The 18,519-nt window shown below is 54.4% G+C and carries 18 protein-coding genes; 7 read left to right on the top strand and 11 right to left on the bottom strand.

Going from position 1 to position 18,519, the window contains the following annotated elements:
* Positions 1 to 89: 89 nt before the first annotated feature.
* Entirely contained in the window at positions 90 to 2,108 is a 2,019-nt protein-coding gene (locus ACT3UM_RS14570; RefSeq protein ID WP_498900070.1) for a TonB-dependent receptor family protein, read from the bottom strand.
* A gap of 211 nt (positions 2,109 to 2,319) precedes the next feature.
* Between ACT3UM_RS14570 and ACT3UM_RS14565 the strand changes: the two genes are divergently transcribed.
* On the top strand, positions 2,320 to 2,493 hold the full coding sequence (locus ACT3UM_RS14565; protein WP_009722289.1) for a YqaE/Pmp3 family membrane protein: 174 nt from the start codon (positions 2,320 to 2,322) through the stop codon (positions 2,491 to 2,493).
* An 81-nt stretch (positions 2,494 to 2,574) separates the two neighbouring features.
* Here ACT3UM_RS14565 and ACT3UM_RS14560 read toward each other — a convergent pair whose 3' ends face one another.
* Positions 2,575 to 3,057 (bottom strand): nucleoside deaminase, encoded by a 483-nt coding sequence (locus ACT3UM_RS14560; protein WP_498899941.1) that lies wholly within the window; start codon positions 3,055 to 3,057, stop codon positions 2,575 to 2,577.
* Between the two features lie 35 nt (positions 3,058 to 3,092).
* Positions 3,093 to 4,355 carry a dicarboxylate/amino acid:cation symporter gene (locus tag ACT3UM_RS14555; protein WP_498899939.1) on the bottom strand — a complete coding sequence of 421 codons (1,263 nt, stop codon included), beginning with the start codon at positions 4,353 to 4,355 and terminating at the stop codon, positions 3,093 to 3,095.
* Positions 4,356 to 4,751: 396 nt separating this feature from the next.
* Here ACT3UM_RS14555 and ACT3UM_RS14550 point away from each other — a divergent pair, with 396 nt between their 5' ends.
* The 3 genes from ACT3UM_RS14550 to ACT3UM_RS14540 all read left to right on the top strand — a co-directional run bounded on the left by ACT3UM_RS14550 (position 4,752) and on the right by ACT3UM_RS14540 (position 5,984).
* Positions 4,752 to 5,240 carry a DUF6438 domain-containing protein gene (locus tag ACT3UM_RS14550; protein WP_498899937.1) on the top strand — a complete coding sequence of 163 codons (489 nt, stop codon included), beginning with the start codon at positions 4,752 to 4,754 and terminating at the stop codon, positions 5,238 to 5,240.
* A gap of 66 nt (positions 5,241 to 5,306) precedes the next feature.
* On the top strand, positions 5,307 to 5,522 hold the full coding sequence (locus tag ACT3UM_RS14545; RefSeq protein ID WP_035577031.1) for a TIGR02450 family Trp-rich protein: 216 nt from the start codon (positions 5,307 to 5,309) through the stop codon (positions 5,520 to 5,522).
* A gap of 255 nt (positions 5,523 to 5,777) precedes the next feature.
* Entirely contained in the window at positions 5,778 to 5,984 is a 207-nt protein-coding gene (locus ACT3UM_RS14540) for a cold-shock protein (RefSeq protein ID WP_007111402.1), read from the top strand.
* A gap of 151 nt (positions 5,985 to 6,135) precedes the next feature.
* Here the strand turns inward: ACT3UM_RS14540 and ACT3UM_RS14535 are convergent, their stop codons facing one another.
* Both ACT3UM_RS14535 and ACT3UM_RS14530 read right to left on the bottom strand, forming a co-directional pair.
* Positions 6,136 to 7,002: a putative RNA methyltransferase gene (locus tag ACT3UM_RS14535; RefSeq protein ID WP_498899933.1), complete on the bottom strand. Its 867-nt coding sequence runs from the start codon at positions 7,000 to 7,002 to the stop codon at positions 6,136 to 6,138.
* Between the two features lie 55 nt (positions 7,003 to 7,057).
* Positions 7,058 to 7,894 carry a DMT family transporter gene (locus ACT3UM_RS14530; RefSeq protein ID WP_498899931.1) on the bottom strand — a complete coding sequence of 279 codons (837 nt, stop codon included), beginning with the start codon at positions 7,892 to 7,894 and terminating at the stop codon, positions 7,058 to 7,060.
* Between the two features lie 190 nt (positions 7,895 to 8,084).
* Here ACT3UM_RS14530 and ACT3UM_RS14525 point away from each other — a divergent pair, with 190 nt between their 5' ends.
* Positions 8,085 to 9,020: a LysR substrate-binding domain-containing protein gene (locus ACT3UM_RS14525; protein WP_498899929.1), complete on the top strand. Its 936-nt coding sequence runs from the start codon at positions 8,085 to 8,087 to the stop codon at positions 9,018 to 9,020.
* On the opposite strand, the gene ACT3UM_RS14520 is transcribed toward ACT3UM_RS14525, so the two are convergent.
* On the bottom strand, positions 9,017 to 9,754 hold the full coding sequence (locus tag ACT3UM_RS14520; protein WP_035583091.1) for a helix-turn-helix domain-containing protein: 738 nt from the start codon (positions 9,752 to 9,754) through the stop codon (positions 9,017 to 9,019). The two genes, ACT3UM_RS14525 and ACT3UM_RS14520, sit on opposite strands and share 4 nt — an antisense overlap.
* A 160-nt stretch (positions 9,755 to 9,914) precedes the next feature.
* On the opposite strand from ACT3UM_RS14520, the gene ACT3UM_RS14515 reads away from it, so the two are divergent.
* Positions 9,915 to 13,388 carry an acyl-[ACP]--phospholipid O-acyltransferase gene (locus ACT3UM_RS14515; RefSeq protein ID WP_498899926.1) on the top strand — a complete coding sequence of 1,158 codons (3,474 nt, stop codon included), beginning with the start codon at positions 9,915 to 9,917 and terminating at the stop codon, positions 13,386 to 13,388.
* Here the strand turns inward: ACT3UM_RS14515 and ACT3UM_RS14510 are convergent.
* Entirely contained in the window at positions 13,288 to 14,112 is an 825-nt protein-coding gene (locus ACT3UM_RS14510) for a LysE family translocator (RefSeq protein ID WP_498899924.1), read from the bottom strand. The genes ACT3UM_RS14515 and ACT3UM_RS14510 overlap by 101 nt on opposite strands.
* A gap of 74 nt (positions 14,113 to 14,186) precedes the next feature.
* Positions 14,187 to 14,942 (bottom strand): alpha/beta hydrolase family protein, encoded by a 756-nt coding sequence (locus tag ACT3UM_RS14505; protein ID WP_498899922.1) that lies wholly within the window; start codon positions 14,940 to 14,942, stop codon positions 14,187 to 14,189.
* A 194-nt stretch (positions 14,943 to 15,136) separates the two neighbouring features.
* Here ACT3UM_RS14505 and ACT3UM_RS14500 point away from each other — a divergent pair, with 194 nt between their 5' ends.
* Positions 15,137 to 15,922, top strand: a complete 786-nt coding sequence (locus tag ACT3UM_RS14500) for a glutamate racemase (protein WP_498899920.1) — start codon at positions 15,137 to 15,139, stop codon at positions 15,920 to 15,922.
* A gap of 8 nt (positions 15,923 to 15,930) precedes the next feature.
* On the opposite strand, the gene ACT3UM_RS14495 is transcribed toward ACT3UM_RS14500, so the two are convergent.
* From ACT3UM_RS14495 to ACT3UM_RS14485, 3 genes are all read right to left on the bottom strand, one after another.
* On the bottom strand, positions 15,931 to 16,362 hold the full coding sequence (locus ACT3UM_RS14495; protein ID WP_498899918.1) for a helix-turn-helix domain-containing protein: 432 nt from the start codon (positions 16,360 to 16,362) through the stop codon (positions 15,931 to 15,933).
* A gap of 2 nt (positions 16,363 to 16,364) precedes the next feature.
* Positions 16,365 to 16,655 carry a type II toxin-antitoxin system HigB family toxin gene (locus tag ACT3UM_RS14490; RefSeq protein WP_498899916.1) on the bottom strand — a complete coding sequence of 97 codons (291 nt, stop codon included), beginning with the start codon at positions 16,653 to 16,655 and terminating at the stop codon, positions 16,365 to 16,367.
* A gap of 100 nt (positions 16,656 to 16,755) precedes the next feature.
* Positions 16,756 to 18,483, bottom strand: coding sequence for a mechanosensitive ion channel family protein (locus tag ACT3UM_RS14485; protein ID WP_498899914.1), 1,728 nt, complete (start codon positions 18,481 to 18,483; stop codon positions 16,756 to 16,758).
* Positions 18,484 to 18,519: the final 36 nt, after the last annotated feature.

The raw sequence follows: 18,519 nt of genomic DNA, 5'->3' as shown, positions 1-18,519 counted from the left end.
CCAACGAGAACGGGCGGCCTCATAAATGAGAGCCGCCCGTTTTTTTATTGATAAAGCGTTTAGGAAAGTACTTCTTAGCAACGCACCGCTTAGAAACGTACCTCTAACCCGCCATAAACACTGCGTCCAGGCGCCGGTTCGTAGAAACGGCCAAAGGTGCCGTTCAAGCGTACGTTGGCGTAGTGTTCTTCATCTAAGAGATTGCGCACGCCCACATACGCATTCAGCCGTGTATCGCTCCCCAACTGCCAACCATCGCCCACCCGCAGATTCACCAGCCAGTAGCTATCGACCTCTGTCTCATTGGCGTTGTCCGCCACCATATCGCCCACGTACTGGGTTTCCAGCGTGGCAAAGCGCTCATCCAGACCCTGCCAAGTGAGTTGATTGACCCAGGTTTGCTCGGGCAGGCCAGGAATGCGATTCCCGCCAAAGCTTTCAGTTGGTGTAGCAAATTGATCAAACTCATAGCTCGCCAGCGTAAGAGCGCTATCCAACCGCCATTGGTCGGCGAGCTGCCAGCCTAGCGCCAGCTCAATGCCGTCGCGGTCGGTATCGCCTGCGTTTTGGTAGAAGGTGCGACCGCCGTCATCATAAGGCACCAGCTCATCGCGCACGCGTACCGAAAACAGCGCCAGATCGTAATCCATCGCCAGTGGCTCAATATAACCCCGCAGACCCACCTCACGGTTCCAGGCTTTTTGCGGCGACACCGATGGGTTAAAACCGCCTCCCGAGGGATTAGCAAACTCTGAGAACGTCGGCGTTTCAAAGGCCGTACCGGTGTTGATATAGGCTTGATGCTGCGGACGGTAACGATAGCTTAGCCCCGCCGAGCCGCTCCACTCGTTGAAGGTTTGCTTGCCGCTTTGGTCGCCATCGTCCTGGTAGCGGTCATCTACCTCCAGCTCTACTCGGTCGAAACGTGCGCCAAGCGAGAGCGTTACCTGCTCGGTCAGCGCTAAATCGCCCTGGGCAAATACCCCAGCGGAGGTCGCCGTTTGGGTCTCTTCCGCCAGCTGCTCGCCGACAACGCCTTGGCCGTTTACATCGTTGCGGAAGCGCTCATCGTCTTGGCGGGCCACATCAACACCGGTGATATAGCTCAACGGCAGGCTACCCAGGCTGACTTCATGGTGATACTCAGCGCTCGCGCCCAGGTAATCACGCTGATAGCCAATGCGGCTATCGCCCACATAGGGCAGCTGCTGCTCAAAATCGCGCTGGGCGATAAAACCTTTGAGATACAGCTCGCCAGGGCCAGCGGACAAATCCTCGTACTGTAAGCCAATAAGCTGCTGATCTACGTTCTGTCCTGCATCCAACGCTAATGAGTTCGGCGCCGCTTGATCACGGCCACTGGCCACTTCACCGGCGTTCAGCGCGCCGGGGTCTTCGGAGCGGGGATTGTCCAGTAGATTGATAATCGCGGTTAACGCCCGGTCGCTGCCTAACTCCCGGCGCAGCTTGGCATTCAGCAAGTATTTCTCTGTTGAGCTCTGCTCCCGATAGCCATCCACATTGAGCGCTGAAAAGCTCACATGGTGCGACCAATCCCCCTGGGCGCCCCCTGTTTGCACAACCGCCTTACGGTAACCATCGCTTCCCACTTCGGTACGCACACTCGAGCCAGGGTTCTCACGCCCATCGGCGGTGGTAATATCAATCACCCCACCTGCTGCGTTGCCGTAGAGCACCGAAGAGGGCCCACGAATCACTTCGATGCGCTCGGCGCTGTCCAGATCAATGGCATCTAGCTGCGCCTGGCCATCCGGCAGCGTATAGGGAATACCATCCACCATCACGGTAATACCGCGCACCCCAAACGGCGCCCGGGCGCCAAAGCCGCGAATGGAGATTCGCTGGCCTTGGGCGAAGTTATCGCGATTCTGCAAGAACACCCCTGGCACACGAACTAACGCCTCATCCAGTCGTGTACGCTGCTGCCCCTGAGCAATCACTTCATGGTCAAGCGTTGAAACCGCAGCGGGCGTCGCGTAAAGCTCCCGCGATAGCCGAGGCGCCGTCACTTCCAGCGTGGCCAAGCTATTGCTATCGGTCGGACTCTCTTGAGCCCAGCCTGGGCTTGCACCAAGGCAGCTGAACAAGCAAAAAGACGTGGTGGTGACTTTTAACGGTACTTTTTTTAACGATGCTTTGAACACAGGATCCCTTCCAAACAGCATAGAGCGGAAATAAATGGCGGAGTTGAACGATTGTCTACTCGGCTAGTCGTAGAGAATTAGCCAAGGCATGGATAAATAGATTGATCGTGCCTACACTTGTACAAGTTACCCCAATGAAAGCAAAGGAGGCTTCATGGCGTTTACAGCGACTGATCCAATCAAGATGATTTTTGCCGTAATACTTCCCCCACTCGGCGTATTTTTTGAGGTCGGTTTTAAAGGGCATTTCTGGCTGAATATCATTCTAACGCTATTTGGCTTCGTACCGGGCATCATTCATGCGTTTTATGTAATATTGAAACACTAGGTCTTAATAGCCGGTTTTTAAGAGCCACGTATAGTCAAAACGATGCCGTCCAAGTTAACGCTTGGGCGGCTTTTTATATCATCACGATAGGCGCGCATGGCGCCGCTTATGCAACGCATGAACGCGCTCATCCAGCTCCGCTATCGGGCCTTCCACCTTGAGCCCAGGCACCACCTGCTGAATAGGCAGGGTCGCGACTGGCGACGGGGCCACACCCAAATCGGCCAGCCAGCGACTCAGCTGTTGAGATGAACTGACGTAGACAATACGCCCAAGTCCTACCCAACCGTGGGCAGCGGCACACATAGGGCAGTGTTCACCCGACGTATAAACGGTCGCCGTTGCTCGCTCCGCCGGCGTCATATGCTGCGCTGCCCAGCGCGCCAGGAAGAATTCAGGGTGCTGAGTAGAATCCCCTCCAGCAATGCGGTTACGATCTTCTGCCAACACATCACCTTCGGCACCTACCAGTACGCTGCCAAAGGGTTCATCACCCGCGTCAAGAGCCTCTTCGGCTAGCTCAACGGCACGTGTTAAGTAAGCGAGCTCTCGATCATCCAACATGGGCTCTCCTTATAGTCGTCATTGGCCTACTGCATTTACCCCTTTGCCGTCGCTGGTGCTTTTTCGACAAACTCCTCTTGCAACTCCTCTCCTTCACTACGCGCTATCACGGAGGTGCCGACCAAGTCGCCTGTCACGTTCAGCGCCGTACACCCCATTCCTACCAGTGCATCGATAGCGGTGAGCAACGCGACGGTTTCAATTGGTAGGCCCACCTGGGCAAACACCGTGGCGATCATGATGATTCCGGCTCCCGGCACCCCTGCTGTGCCCACCGACACTAACGTGCCGATCAACACTATTTGCACCATGCTAATGAAATCCAGCGGTGCACCAATCACGTTGGCGGCAAACACCGCCGAGATGGCGATACGAATCGCCGCTCCATCCATATTTAAAGTAGCCCCTAACGGCAGACTAAAACCATAGATGCTTTTGGGAATTCCTAAGCGGTGGGCAGCATTAACCGTTAGCGGTAACGTACCCGAGCTGCTTTGGGTGGCAAACGCCGTGGCCATGGGCGTACGGGCTTCGCGAAAAAAGGTGCGCAGCTTCACGCCAAACAGCCGCATGATGCCGCAATAAATCAGCAGTTGAGTTGCCAGGGCGATATACAGCACAACCACCATATCACCTAGTGAGAGTAGCGTTTCCAGCCCCTGCTGACTCACCGTTTCAGCAACAATCGCAAACACGCCGATGGGCACGTAGTGCAATACCCCCGACATTACTTTTAGAGTGACCTCATTTAGCGATTCAATCACCCCATAAAGGCGTTCACCCATGGCATGCTGGCGCTCTGATTGGCGCATTTTAAGCAGCGCGATGCCAAACACCAGCGCCGTAAAAATAATGCCAAGCATATTGAGTTCGGCAAACGCACCGATAATATTATCCGGCACTATATTCAGCAGCGTATCGACAACGCCTGGATTCTCGGGCACCGAGAAACTGGCGCTCTCATCCAACGTCATACCGCTACCAGGATTAAACAGCGTGGCAACAGCTAAGCCCACCATAATCGCCAGCGCCGAAGAGGTAAGGTAATAGCCGAACACCTTACCGCCCACGCGACCCGCACTGCCCTCGCGGGACTGATTCACCCCCACCATTAGCGTAAACAGCACAATCGGGACAATCAGAAAAGTGAGCAGCCGAAGCAGCAAATCGCCTAACGGCGCTAACCAAACCGCTACCGGCTCCCCGCCCACCAGCCCGACCACAACACCCAGCACCAGTGCGATGGTGACGCGTAAAATCAACGACGCCTGACAATAGGCCTTCCATATGCGAGTCATTTAAGTCCCTATAGGTTTACATGTGTGAGCGGGTCTAATGTGAGCAGCACGTGCACCACTTATACATCTCATTCTATTAGTGTGGCACAGCGATATCGATAAGACAGGAGGCGGCAATAAATCAAGGCGGTACGCACTTCCTCTGCAGACAGCCGGAGACACAGCCCATCAATGTGGCAGGCCCGGTGGCTTTTTATAGTGCGCAGACGTACCAAGCATGCGCAGCCTTGTGCATGCTTGTTAATTTAGCGATTACTTTATGGACACCGATGGCGTTAACATACACTGGAAAGCCAAATACCCTCATTCAAGCATTGAGGTATTGTTAGCCCTAACGAAGCCCTCTGCAACTAACGTATCAAGTCAGATTATCTTTACAAGAAAAGGAGTTTTCGCATGCGTTTTTCTCTCACCTGTTTAACGGTATCCACATTGGCATTGATGACAGCAGGCTGCGCACAACATTCCGCCACGACCAGCGAAAACAGTCTGGCTGAAATCCGTTATGAAGTAGGCCCTTGCTACGGCACCTGCCCTGTCTATAGCGTTGCGGTTGAGGCGGATGGTACGACCCGCTACACAGGTGAACGCCACACGGCCGTGGAAGGTGAGCGTACTCAGGCAGGCAATGAGACCATTTTTCGTTCGCTGCAAGAGCGACTAGCTGCCATGCAACCCGACATGGGAACAACGCAGCAAACCCTTGATTGCGAACCGCGTGCCACCGACCTGCCACACTACACAGTGACTTGGGTTAATCAGGATGGCGCACAAGCGGTACTTGAGCACGATACTGGCTGTCACTCTGAAAACGGTCGCGAACGAACCAAGATCCTAAAGAGCCTTAATGCAGAGCTTGGCATTGAAAATTGGGTACAACAGTAAGTGCGATAGCCAGTGCATAATCACTAATGGCAGCTAACACGCGATATCTTTGCCCAAGGAGCGTCAATGCATACGATCAACCCGCGCAAGCTACACCAAAGCAAATGGACGGCTGCCCAGCCAAGCAATAAAGAGAAGCACTTTATGGTTACCCAGCTGCTGCGCGATGAAGAAGAGAACCTAGTAGAGGTCGTGATTGAGGCTGTGTACTCTCATCGCGAGCTCATTTTGCCGTGGCAAAGCTTAAAAGATGACAGCGTTTGGAAAGTGGGCTGGCAATAGAGGCTGTTTAGTGGGCACAACGGTAAGATAGCCAACAAAGGCTTTGACATACGCAACATTTCATGACACTGTAGCTACAGTTGGTTAGCAAGCAAGCATGGTTTCAGAAGTGTACGAAAAAGATTTAGAAATGTACGAGATAGACGTGTACAAAATCTTTCGGCAAGACTGTAATTGTATTCCTTGTTTTATCCGCTATTAATCTGGGTGATACCAGGAACTTTACTAAGCGCTTTGCGCGAAAGGATTTTTACTATGTCTACTGGCACAGTTAAGTGGTTCAACGATACTAAAGGCTTCGGTTTTATTGCTCCTTCTGACGGCGGCGATGACCTGTTTGCCCATTTCTCTGAAATTCAAGCAGACGGCTTCAAAACCCTGCAAGAAGGTGCTAACGTTTCTTTTGACGTTACCCAGGGCAAGAAAGGCCTTCAGGCTTCAAACATCAAGCAAATTTCCTAAGCCTAAGTCTCTCAAGAGATAGCGCTTTAGAATTTGCTCGAACCTTTCGAGGTTCGAATAACAAGGCCCGCTTATGCGGGCCTTGTTGCGTTTGAACATTGCGAATGTGGCAAGTACGACAATTCCCTTCAGCCCCTGAGTTAGGTAAAAGCTAAACTCGAAGCCACTGTACTACCCGCACATCTACCGTAGTGACCAATGTCTCCAGTGCCGCTGCGCGTGCACGCCCTTCTGCACTGGCCCGATAAAGGTGCGGCGTCATCGCCAACAGATCGGCAATTTCTTCGCTTCTCCTCAGTGTTAATGAGTAACTTACTCTCTCGCTGCTATGCTGCGTAAAGCCCGCAGGTGCTTCTACCTCGCTTGAACGCTCAGGCTTTAACGTCGGGTAAATAATCTCCCGTAACTCCCGCAAATGATCGGGCCCTGCCTCCACTTGTAGCCATACTCCGCCAGTTTTCAATACCCGAGCAAACTCGCTCACTACCGGAAAGCCAAACATGCACAGCAAGCTATCCAGCGCACCCGCCTGCACCGGTAAGTGCGCATTGCTGCCCACCACCCAACTGCTTAGCGGTGCCTGTTTCGCATCCTGCTTGGCGGCAGCCAGTACCGCCCACTTGGAAATATCCAGCCCCATCAGCAAAAGTGATGGTGAGGAGGCAGCAGCGTGAGCTAATTGACGCAGGTAGTAACCTTCGCCACAGCCTGCATCCAGGCAGCTAAACGGCTCACTGCTTAGCGTTTGGACCTCAGTGTGGTTCAAGACTGCACGACTGACGGCGTCCGCAATGGGCTGGTAGTGCCCCGCCTCAAGAAAGCGTTGGCGAGCAGCTACCATAGCCTTACTATCGCCCGGGTCATGGGAGCGCTTTTGCTGCACCGGCAGTAAGTTAATGTATCCCTGTTTAGCGATATCAAAACTGTGCCCGGCCGGGCAGCTCCAAGCGTTGCCCGATCGACTTAGCGGTTCGCCATCTAATGGGCAGGCCAGCGCCTGGAAGGGAGTGATGCTCATAGCTGTTTCTGTAACCATTGTGGAAGAGGTGTAAGCGCAACGGAGAGCGGATCATTTAGCGCGTCACCAAGACAATACCCGCCAAAATAACGCCGCCACCCAGCACGAAATTGATACTGAGCGGCTCATTGAGCAACAGGGTACCAAAAAGCACGCCGAAAAGCGGGCCTAGAAAAGAGAACACGCCCAACTGGGACGCGCGATAGCGGCGAAGCAGCGTGAACCACAGCATCAGCGCAGCAAATGAAATAATCAGCGCCTGAAAAACGAGGCTAGCAACCGCCATGGAAGTAAACTGCGCGCTCATTAACTGCCCCGACAGCGCTGCCACTGGCAGTAGCAGCAGCGCCGTCACACTCAGTTGATAGCTCAGGGTGAGCTCCGCGGGGGCCTCGGAAAGTGAGGTCTTGCGGATCACCACCGTCGTAGCCGCCCAAGAGAGCCCGGCGAGCAAACCCAGCGCATCGCCGATGATAATCTCGGTGCTATAGGAGCCGCTCGGCGCCATGGCAATCACCATGCCCAGAAAGGCCAGACCGACGCCCCACCACTGACGAGTGGAGAGCTGCTCCCCAGGCACCCAAAGATGCAGTCCAAGCGCGGCGAAGATGGGCGCGGTGTAGAGAAAGACCGACATATGCGATGCCAAGGTGTAGGTTAGTCCCCAAGCGACAAAAGCGAACTCAGCAGCAAACCCGAGCCCAACAAGTAACCCAGGCCCACAGTGGTGCCCCACATCCACCCAGCGAATGCCGCGCCAATAGGCGAGCAACGCGACCAGGCAACCGGCGATGGTTGAGCGCAGGGCTATCTGCACCACAGGTGAGATATCCTCAGCCACTCCTTTAATTGCCACTTGCTGGAACCCCAGCACCAGACAAAACAGTAGCATTAGCGATGCTCCCATAGCATCCACAGACTTTCGCTGCGAACGCCCTGCCATGCTTACAACATGGGCATTTGAGGCTAGCCTTTGATTATTCACTGTGAGCTCCTATAACATTAAGGCGCTCATTGCAGCAGGAAGGGAAACGGCATACAAACGATTACTTATCGGGCCTAGGCTTAGGAAAACTCACGCTATGAGAATTGAGAGACTACCGCTGAATGCACTGCGTGCGTTTGCCGAAGCGGTGCGAGAAAATAGCTTCAAAGCCGCCGCGTATCGTTTGGGGGTTACCCCTGGCGCCGTTAGCCGACAGGTCAAACAGTTGGAGGATCACTTGGGCGTGGTGCTGTTTGAACGTCACGCCAATGGCGTGTGTGCAACCGAAGCAGGCCGGGGGCTTGCTGAAGATGTGCAAGCGGGTCTTTTGCGCATCGCCAGCGGCGTGCAGAACGTCACCGAGCGCTCAGAAGACGCTTTTCGCTTGCTACTGAGTGCACCACCCTCGTTCCTACAACTTTGGCTACTCCCCCGTTTACCCGGTTTTGAAGCCAATGAGCGGCAAATAGAAATCTCCCTGGATGCCGAGGCGCGCTTAACGCCGCCGTTATGGATGCCCAATAGGGCACGCTTATCGCTGCGCTACGGCCAGGGGCCTTGGCCCGGCGTTACCAGCCAGCGTCTATTTGAAGACACCCTCTTTCCTGTTTGCTCGCCCACCCTGTTAGCGCAGGAAAATATACACGAGCCCGCTGACTTGCTGGCCCAGACACTGCTCACCGTGGATTGGTGCAGCCATGCAGTTCACCCTATCCCAAGCTGGCACGATTGGTTTAAAAACGCCGGGATGGCAATAAAAAAGATCCCCCAACAACGTCAATACTCGCTCTACAGCTTGGCGCTCGATCAGGCTATTGCCGGGCAGGGCGTGGTACTGGCCAGCTACCCATTGGTGGCCGACCGGCTCGCCAGCGGGGTATTGGTGCGCCCATTTGCGGAACGCTATCCGCTCGCTTCTCCGTTTGCCTATGAACTGATCCTGCCTTCTGAAGGCGTAACACCACCGGCGGCGGCACGCTTCATCGAGTGGTTGGAGCAAGAAGCCGCTCGATTTCGGGACACATCGCTTTAGCCTTCTCGTTTGTAATCCTGAAACAGCCCATACTGCCACTGCCTTACTGCCAGCACTGAAGTGGTGCCAAATCGCTGGTGAATAGGCAGCCCGCTCTCCCGTTCACACAGGGAATGAAACTCTTTAGCAAGGCGCTGCATGGTCTGCTGCCATTCGGCATTACCCGCTGGGGATAGCAGGCCATTGAGCACTACGAGCTTTTCACGGTCACTATCAAAACGGGAACGGAAAAACTCATTGGCAATATGTTGTTGAAAGAAGCGTTGGATCGGCCCGTCCGCCCGCCAGCGGAAATTGGCGGCTACCCGCCGCCTGATGCGGTTGCCGGGAAGTAGCTCAATAAGTTTAAGCCGCTCAAGCTTGAGTAGCTGCCGGGTACACTCCGGTTCACTTAGCTGGTACTGGTGATGAATTTCGTCGAAGCTATAGCCATTGATAACGCACACAGCTACCAGAAACAGCTCTCGGTCATCGACAATGCTTTGCTCCTGGGCCTGGGTCAGCTCCTGCAGACGCTGCTCCTCTGCCTGCATGGCCTGCACCAGTTCAGCAAACTCAAGATTAAGCTGATCACAAATGCACTCTAGCCGCGCCAAGGTAAAGTGCTTTTCAGCGAACAGGCGCTTCACCGAGGCCTCGCTCAGCGCCAACCACTGAGCAACATCGGCATAGGTTTTACCCTGAGCGCGAAGCTGGCGTTTTAGCATTTCAATCAGCGAATCGGCTTGGGACATAAAAACCTCATTAGGCAACGTGAAAGGGCACGACGCATAAAAGTAGCAAATACTACTACCAATCAGCACCCATGACACAACTTCGCGCATCAGAGTTGCATCCAGCGAGCCTCATGTAGAAAGTGCTACGACTTCCAGGAATTGATAAGGCAACACCACCATGCATCGACTGCTGCACTTGAAGGGCGCCTTGCCCTATCTGATCGCCATCTTTCTCAATGCGTTTGTGGACCTAGGCCACAAGATCGTGATTCAGAATACGATCTTCAAAAGTTACGATGGCACTGCCCAGGTTGTGCTCACCGCGCTGGTCAACGGGCTTATCCTGCTGCCGTTTATCCTGCTGTTTAGCCCGGCAGGCCATGTGGCCGACACTTACCCCAAGGTACGCATTCTGCGCACATCGGCCTGGGCCGCGGTGGTAGTTTCTCTGGGCATTACGGCGGCTTACTATCAGGGCTGGTTTTGGCTGGCATTCGCGATGACGCTACTGCTGGCCATTCAGTCGGCCTTTTACTCACCGGCCAAATACGGCTTGGTGAAAGGGCTGTTCGGCAAGCCTCGCCTGGCGGAAGCCAACGGGCTGATCCAAGCCGTCACTATTGGGGCCATTCTGGCGGGCACCGTAGCGTTTACCGCGCTGTTTGAGACCTGGGTAATGCCAGATGATCAAACCCCAGCGCAGCTGTTGCGCCAAATAGCACCACTGGGCTGGCTACTGGTACTCAATAGCGCTATTCAGGTGGCGACGCTTTACCGCCTGCCGCTGGATAACACCACGCGACCGGATACCCCGCTCACCTGGCAGCGCTACATCAAGGGCGCTGCCCTGAAAGATAACCTGCGGATTATCGCTCGCCAGCCCGTGATCAGGCTGTCCATTATCGGCCTTGCCACGTTCTGGTCGGTGGGCCAAGTGCTCCTGGCTGCCTTCCCCGCGTATGCCAAAGATGCCCTCAGTATTGATAACACCCTGGTACTGCAAGGCATTCTAGCCGCTAGCGGTATCGGGATCGCGCTGGGCTCTATGCTTGCCAGCAAGCTTTCACATAACCGCATAGAAACGGGCTTGATTCCCGTCGGTGCCGTCGGGGTGGCCATGGGTTTATGGTGCCTGCCGCTGTTAACCACGCCTGTTGGCCAAGCGCTGAACTTTGTGTTTATCGGCATGATGGGTGGGCTGTTTATTGTGCCACTTAACGCGCTGATTCAGTTTCACGCCGCCGACAACGAGCTAGGCACCGTCCTGGCCGCCAATAACTGGATTCAAAACATCGCCATGCTGGGCTTTTTGCTGCTCACGGCGCTGTTCGCACTGGCGGGTGTTGATAGCCACTACCTGCTGCTACTCATTGCCACGGTGGCGATGGTCGGCGGCGGCTACACCATTATTAAGCTGCCGCAGAGTTTGGTTCGCTTTCTGTTGAGCTTCCTGCTGACCCGCCGCTATCGGGTCGATGTGCATGGTTTGCAGAATCTGCCCGCCCAGGGCGGCGTGCTGCTGCTGGGCAACCATATCAGTTGGGTGGATTGGGCCATGGTGCAGATCGCTAGCCCACGCCCGGTACGCTTTGTGATGCTCAGATCGGTTTACCAGCGCTGGTACCTCAACTGGTTCTTAAAATCCCTGGGCTGTATTCCCATCGAGCGCGGCAGCGGTGCCGAAAAGGCCTTGGCCGATGTCGCTGAACAACTCAACGCGGGCGAGGTAGTGTGCCTATTTCCAGAAGGGGCGATTAGCCGCACTGGCCAGCTGGGCGAATTTCGCCGCGGCTATGAGCGCGCCTGTGAAATGGCTAACCCCGATGTAAAAATCGTGCCTTTCTACCTGCGCGGCCTGTGGGGCAGCCAGTTCTCCCGCTCCTCCAGCAAATTAAAAGAGCTACGCAACGCGCCGCTGCACCGTTCGGTAGTGGTCGCCTTTGGTAAGCCGCTGCCTAAAGATACCCCCGCTGATGTGCTTAAACGGCGTATTTTTGAGCAGGCTACCCGTTCCTGGCAGCGGGCCATGGGTGCGCTACCCACCCTGCCTAACGCCTGGATTCAAAGCGTTAAGCGCCGCCCTAGCGACCTTGCCCTGGCGGATACGCTGGGCCGCCCACTCAACGCAAGCCAAGCGCTCACCGCCAGCCTGCTGATGGCAAAACGGATTCGCAAACCCAACCCAGGACAGAACGTTGGCCTGCTGCTGCCCACCAGCAGTGCCGGGGTCATTGCCAATATGGCCACGCTGCTGGCCGGTAAAACACTGGTGAACCTGAATTATACCGCCGACCAGGAAGCACTTTCCTCGGCCCTTTCCCAGGCGGAAATCACCACCGTGTTCACCTCAAAGCGCTTTGTGAAGAAGCTTGAGCAGCGCGGGCTCGACGTTCGCCAATTGCTTAGTGAGCAGCAGGTGGTCTTTTTAGAAGACCTGCAGACCATGATTGGTCGTGCCGAGCGCTTGAGCACCTGGCTTGCGGTGAGAATACTGCCGACTTGGCTACTGCAGCGCTGCTTCTCCCACGGCCATGATGCCGATGCCACCGCTGCCATCCTGTTCTCTAGCGGCAGCGAAGGCGAGCCCAAGGGCGTGATGCTTAGCCACCGCAACCTAATGGCCAATATCAAACAGACCTCTGACGTGCTCAACACCCAGAGCAACGACGTGGTAATGGGCTCACTCCCGCTGTTCCACGCCTTTGGCCTTACAGTCACCCAGTTGCTGCCGCTGATTGAGGGGCTGCCACTGGTGTGCCATCCCGACCCAACCGATGCCCCTGGCATCGCGGGCGCTATTGCCAAGCACAAAGCCACTATTATGTTCGGCACCTCCAGCTTTTTAAGGCTGTTTGTACGCAGCACAAAGGTGCACCCGCTGATGCTGGAGAGCTTGAGGATCGTGGTCGCTGGGGCAGAGAAGCTCGATGAAAACGTGCGTAACGACTTTGCGCTGAAATTCCACAAGCCCATTTACGAAGGCTACGGCGCCACCGAAATCGCCCCAGTTGCTTCCGTCAATCTTCCCGATGCCATGGGCGTTCACTATCAGCAGGTACAGCGGGGCAGCAAGCCAGGCTCCGTGGGTATGCCGCTGCCCGGCACCAGCTTCAAAATCGTCGACCCGGAGAGCTTCGAGGAGCTACCTACCGGCGAGGCCGGCATGATTTTGATCAGCGGCCCGCAGATCATGCAGGGCTACCTCAACGACCCTCAGCGCACCGCCCAAGCGCTAAGGGAGATGGATGGCCAATACTGGTACGTGACGGGCGATAAAGGCTTTATCGACGAAGACGGCTTTTTAACCCTGATTGACCGCTACGCCCGCTTTGCCAAGATCGGCGGTGAAATGATTAGCCTCAGCGCCGTTGAAGCGGCAGTTAAAGCGGCCTTGGAGAATACAGACACGGCGTTGATGGCGGTTAGCATCCCCGATAGCCGCAAAGGCGAGCGCATTGTACTGCTGTCAGAAACAGCGCTAGACGCCAAAACTGTCAAGGCCACCATGCTCGCCAACGGTACGCCAGCCATGATGGTTCCCAGCCACTGGTTTACGGTGGAGACCATTCCTCATCTTGGCTCTGGGAAAGCAGATTTCGCAGAGGCGAAACGTTTGGCTCAAGAATTGATAGGGGAAGAACTGAAGCATTAAAAGCTAATGTTGGAATGAGATACTGTACAGCAAAGCCCAAACTCAATATGCGCTGTGCAGCATCTAACCCGGGGGAGCGCGAAAGCAAGAGGCGACCGCCAATGAGGAGGAAGGCCAGACCAGATAAGCCCTGTATCGACTTCCAAACACGCGGTTGCCTCAGCCATTTAGCGGCTCTCTCCAAAGCGAAGACGACAAAGCCGTAGAAGAGCATAGCGATTAGGGCATGGCTGATCCCCATCCCAAGCCCTCCCAACCAGTAGGCTGTTCCATCAGTGCTCAGGAACTGGGGGAAGGCCGCAACATAGAAAATAGCGGGCTTTGGGTTGAGGATATTCGTGAGATAGCCTCGCACGAAGGCTTCTCCTCCGCTAATCCTAGACATGGTTTCAGTTTCAAAATCTGTCGCCTGAGACCCAATAGCGGGCGTTTTCGTTAGCGCAACTCGCAGCGCCTTGATGCCGAGCCAGATAAGATAAGCAGCCCCCACGAACTTGATGATCGTGAATAGCGTCACAGAGGCCGCAATGATTGCTCCAACGCCGACGAGAGCCAGCATGGCATGAGATATGATCGCTGCACAGAAGCCTAGGATCATCACCACCCCAGTAACACGGCCTTGAACTGGCGTTGCTTGAAGCAGCAGAAACAGGTTCGCGCCAGGCGATACCACGATGAGTGTCACGATGGAGAGAAAGGTCAGGTAGTCGTGAAGTGGGACCATAGAGCCTTTTCCTGTAACGCGAAATTTGAGAAATAGAAACGAAATGCTGAACTTTTATTCCGGGAACTCAGGGTTTAAAGGTACTTTGAAAAGAAGCTTCGAATCAGCTCGTGGTGCTTATTCTGCCCAGCGCTACTGGGTATATGATCTTCGCCTTCGTAGTAATGCACTTCCGGGCTGCGGCCATGCTTGAGTAGGCGCTGTTCCAAGCGCTTGGTCATTTCAACCGACCACATACGGTCTTGCGTGCCATGGGAGAGAAACAGCGGCCCAGGGTAGCGTTCGATTTCAATCGGCGTGGTCGGCAGCAAGCCTTCGTGACTATCACGCCATGTCCAGGCGCGTTTGCTGACATCCCAGGCTTGCCAGCCCGGGTCACCCGCATCGCGGAAGCTACGGGCATCAAAGGCACCGCACACCACATCGGGCGGGCTATGGGCGGCGATAGCATCAGGCAAACCAGCAACGGTATCTCTAGCCATCAGCGAGCCGAGCAATAACGCGTGTTCGGCACCGCGTGAAATACCATAAAGCCCTACCCGCTCATCAACGAACTGGAAATCTCTTAAGGCTTTAAACGCTTCCACGCTGCGATCCAGTGGGTAATCGACAATATGCCCGGCGTTCCAGGCATTACCACCGCTTGAGTAGCCATAAGGAAATGCCAAGAAACCATGGGCGGCGAATAGCATCGCGTCACGATGGCTCCAGCCTGCCCACGCGCCTTCAGAGCCATGCAGCAGCATGACAGCTGGAAAAGGGCCATCCCCCGATGGGCCATAAGTGACGCCCCAACCGGGTAGTGCGCGCTGCATGATATTTAATGGCATTTAGACAACCACACCTTAGCCATAAGTTTCTCTGCCATCCCCATGTTATTCATTCTTCTTGGGTTCATACAGTACCGCGCCTCAGAATCGTATAAAGTTTAACTAGTTTAACTAGCTTAACAGTTGAAGATATTGCTTCCATAGCATTGAAATCTTATTAATAATTAGACATCGCTGAAACCAAGGATATTCCTATGCACCAGCCAATCGCTGTTTTCGACGCTGGCATTGGTAGCTATGCCATTGTTGCCGAGATACACAAGCGTCTTCCGCAACAGGATATTGTGTATTTCGCTGATCGGGCGAGCTTTCCTTATGGGAGCAAAGGGCGGGAAGAGCTACTCGCTGTCATGCATCGCACCCTGCGCTTTCTTGAGGGCTATGCACCCTCTGCTATCGTCATCGCATCGAACGCACCGTCTATCATGGTACTGGATGACGTTCGTCAGAACACCTTGGTGCCATTATTCGGCGTCTACCCACCCATCGAAGAAGCACTCGCCCTGTCGGCGAGCGGCAAGATTGGCATCATGGGGGTGCATTCACTCATCGAAAGCTCACCGCTAAAACACTTCATCGCTCGCAATGCGCCCCACCCGGAGAATGTCAGTCTGATCAATGCTTCGTCCATGGTGGAGCTTGTCGAGAACGGCGCCTTTCTATTTGACCCAAAGGCGACGCAGAAAGCGGTTACCTCTTTTATCGACGGCGTCTTCCGGCAGCACCCCGATATCGACACTCTGACTCTTTCGAGTACGCATTTACCATGGCTTCGCTCCTTCTTCGAAGCGGCGAGGCCCAGTTGCCGATTCCTCGATCCCGCCGAGTCGATTGTCGCTGGATTAGGTGATGGCACGCCGGGTACAGGCCAAATTCAAGGTCTAGTGACAGAAAGCGAGGCCTATGATATTGAAACATTCCGGCGTATGTTGCAGCAGTTCGGCGTGGACATCCCGTTAGAGGTGGTCTCAGTGCCATGAGGCGCCTATCAAGTCAAAACGCGCAGCTTTTCCCTGGGTTCTTTAAACGAGTCGGTAGCGATGCCAAACCGCTCCGAAAGCTCGCAGATTTGGCGCCAGTTCAGCTTGCGTCGCCCACTGAGAACTTCAGACACCACCGACTGAGCGCCAACTTCCGGTAGCTCGCTCTGCGCTATCCCATGCTCCTGCATAAGGTAACGAAGCACCTCACTTCCTGTCACCTCAGGCATCGGGCGATGCGCTTCATCATAGGACTCAATGATATCACCCAAGCGATTCGCCAGACCGGCAAGGGGATGGGACTCATCTTCACCGACAAGATCAAGAATCTCATCCAACGCCTCGACCCGGGCGTCGTATTCCGCTTCTGTATGTGGGTCGCTAAGAAGAGGGGCAAGATAAACCCAATGGGCGGCAGCTTGTTCAACGAGTGCGTGCATAGTCACTCCTTTTTCCACTTCCCCTTGTCATACTCTTTGTGATCAAGGATATGGCGGATAAATACTTTTTTGCTCTGATAATGAACAACAGCGATTAGCCTCAGCTTGTTGCCACCTATGTCAAAAACGTGGAAATTTCCCACTTTACCAGTAGCTGGAAATAGCGCTTTCATGGCATTGAAATCTTTTGGATCATTAGACTTCATCAGCCGATACCAGGCTTCTAAAGCAGTGGCAGTCTTTGGATTTGCTCCTATAGCTTCCCAGATACGCTTCTGTGTGATGACGTGCACTAGCAGAGCCCTCATTTACATAGTCACTTTATAGCAAATCGCGATAAATAGCAAATTGCTATACACGAGAAAACAGCACCTGCCACTGCCTAAAGGCCCTCTACTCCGATGGTTTCACCTCAGCGCTATCTACTTCCCCTGCGCTTTTGCCTTGGGCCCCACGGGCGATATCGTTGTGACTGATCACCACAATATCTCTTGGCCACCACTCTGGGTGGTTATCACGGATAAAGGCCAGCAGTTTCTCGCGTACATTCATTTCCGCTGTCCAACCGGCTAACGGATCTGAGGTCATGAGGTAGCAGGTGACCGTTTGCGCCGTGCCGGTTTGTGCGGTCACGTAACAGAGCAATTTATGGTGCTCGATAACGCTATTTTCTTCTTTAGCGAATTCGATAAACTTATCTCTTAACAGCCCTATATCGGTACTCAGGTGCAGCGTTAGCTCCAAGAACCGATACATTTTGGTGCTCTTGACCGAGAGGTTCTGGAAAGGCTTGGAGGTAAAGTACGTAACGGGCACAATCAAACGCCGCTCGTCCCAGGACCTAAGCCGGATAAAGGTATAAAAGATGCCTTCTACATAGCACCACTCGCCTTCAAAGATCACCAGATCGCCAATGCGAATGGGCTTGGCAAACGACAGCTGAAACGACGAGAGAATATTGCCAAGCACCGTTTGTCCCGCCACACCGACTAAGACGGCTAATACGCTGGCAGAAGCCAGAATGGACAAGCCTAGCGTTTCGAAGAGCTGCACCTGACTTAATATGTAGATTGATACACCGGTCACGGTGATCAGAATAATGGCTCGACGCAACGCGTAGAGTGACGTCAGTAGCCTGCGCTCATCTCTGGGCTTAGTGTCGTCGATTTCGCCCACAATACGCCGCGTCAAACGCAGCATAATGGTATCCACTAAGCGCAGCGCAATCGTACCGACCCCCCAGGCTAAAATACTGATTAACAACACCCGGAAAGTGGTCGTGGCGACCGCCGAAAACGACACCACATAATCCAGCAACATTTGGGTGACTAACGACATCGCAATCAGCGCTGCGGGCATGCCGATTTGACTGGCAAAAATGCTCGACACGCCTGACGGCAGCCATTTCGACATCAAACCAATTAAACAGTGAACCCCCCACCCCACACCGCCAATGAATACCAGGAAGAGCGGAATAGCAATCCACTCCCAAATCCGCAGAATGCCAAACGACGCTTGAAAACGTTCGGGGATATAGCGCTCCAGCATCGAGGGGCCGTACTGCTCATAAAGCACCGGGATGTACGACACGCTGATCGGCATGATGAGCCAGACAGGCTCCTCTTCACCTACGCGGTAACGGCCCAGCCGAATATCGTAGGTTTCCCCATCGGCTTTCATGGATGATACTTCAATATTACGGCGCGTCTCGCCGACGAGGGGATTTTGGCCTGAGGGGTCTTCAATAACAGCGTCTTCGCGGCCTGGTAAATCCGAAATATTTAACCACTCACCGCGCTGGAGAATCTCGGCCAGTTGCCGAGCCAGTTCACGCCCCTGCTCGCGCTGCTCCGCTTCCGAAAATTCGGAGAGGTTGAGCACATGGGCAGCGGCTGCATACTCCTCCTGATCCGTCAGCTCCAGAAAACTCCTGATCGCCTCTCGCGGAGTTACCCGGTTCACCTCTTCGGGGGGATCACCAAGCCCAGTATTTAACGCATCGACAGTAAACCACCGATCATTTTCGCTCTCTCCTCCTTGAGTTTGCGCCGCGCACAGGCTGGAAAATGTTAGCGCCACTACCAACATTAGCCACGCGGGCCACGAGCCGTTTGCTTTCATATATGCCTTATTCAGTAAAATGGACCAATTTGCTTA

The sequence above is a fragment of the Halomonas sp. AOP13-D3-9 genome, from assembly GCF_052379125.1.
Classification (GTDB): Bacteria; Pseudomonadota; Gammaproteobacteria; order Pseudomonadales; family Halomonadaceae; genus Vreelandella.
This window is presented reverse-complemented; position numbering and strand designations above follow the sequence as displayed.

Excerpts from the sequence above, each read along its gene's own strand:
- ACT3UM_RS14485 (WP_498899914.1), bottom strand. The coding sequence starts at position 18,483 with ATGAAAGCAAACGGCTCGTGGCCCGCGTGGCTAATGTTGGTAGTGGCG.
- ACT3UM_RS14495 (WP_498899918.1), bottom strand. The coding sequence starts at position 16,362 with ATGCACGCACTCGTTGAACAAGCTGCCGCCCATTGGGTTTATCTTGCC.
- ACT3UM_RS14510 (WP_498899924.1), bottom strand. The coding sequence starts at position 14,112 with ATGGTCCCACTTCACGACTACCTGACCTTTCTCTCCATCGTGACACTC.
- ACT3UM_RS14525 (WP_498899929.1), top strand. The coding sequence starts at position 8,085 with ATGAGAATTGAGAGACTACCGCTGAATGCACTGCGTGCGTTTGCCGAA.
- ACT3UM_RS14535 (WP_498899933.1), bottom strand. The coding sequence starts at position 7,002 with ATGAGCATCACTCCCTTCCAGGCGCTGGCCTGCCCATTAGATGGCGAA.
- ACT3UM_RS14555 (WP_498899939.1), bottom strand. The coding sequence starts at position 4,355 with ATGACTCGCATATGGAAGGCCTATTGTCAGGCGTCGTTGATTTTACGC.
- ACT3UM_RS14505 (WP_498899922.1), bottom strand. The coding sequence starts at position 14,942 with ATGCCATTAAATATCATGCAGCGCGCACTACCCGGTTGGGGCGTCACT.
- ACT3UM_RS14520 (WP_035583091.1), bottom strand. The coding sequence starts at position 9,754 with ATGTCCCAAGCCGATTCGCTGATTGAAATGCTAAAACGCCAGCTTCGC.
- ACT3UM_RS14530 (WP_498899931.1), bottom strand. The coding sequence starts at position 7,894 with ATGCTACTGTTTTGTCTGGTGCTGGGGTTCCAGCAAGTGGCAATTAAA.
- ACT3UM_RS14540 (WP_007111402.1), top strand. The coding sequence starts at position 5,778 with ATGTCTACTGGCACAGTTAAGTGGTTCAACGATACTAAAGGCTTCGGT.
- ACT3UM_RS14545 (WP_035577031.1), top strand. The coding sequence starts at position 5,307 with ATGCATACGATCAACCCGCGCAAGCTACACCAAAGCAAATGGACGGCT.
- ACT3UM_RS14500 (WP_498899920.1), top strand. The coding sequence starts at position 15,137 with ATGCACCAGCCAATCGCTGTTTTCGACGCTGGCATTGGTAGCTATGCC.
- ACT3UM_RS14550 (WP_498899937.1), top strand. The coding sequence starts at position 4,752 with ATGCGTTTTTCTCTCACCTGTTTAACGGTATCCACATTGGCATTGATG.
- ACT3UM_RS14560 (WP_498899941.1), bottom strand. The coding sequence starts at position 3,057 with ATGTTGGATGATCGAGAGCTCGCTTACTTAACACGTGCCGTTGAGCTA.
- ACT3UM_RS14565 (WP_009722289.1), top strand. The coding sequence starts at position 2,320 with ATGGCGTTTACAGCGACTGATCCAATCAAGATGATTTTTGCCGTAATA.
- ACT3UM_RS14515 (WP_498899926.1), top strand. The coding sequence starts at position 9,915 with ATGCATCGACTGCTGCACTTGAAGGGCGCCTTGCCCTATCTGATCGCC.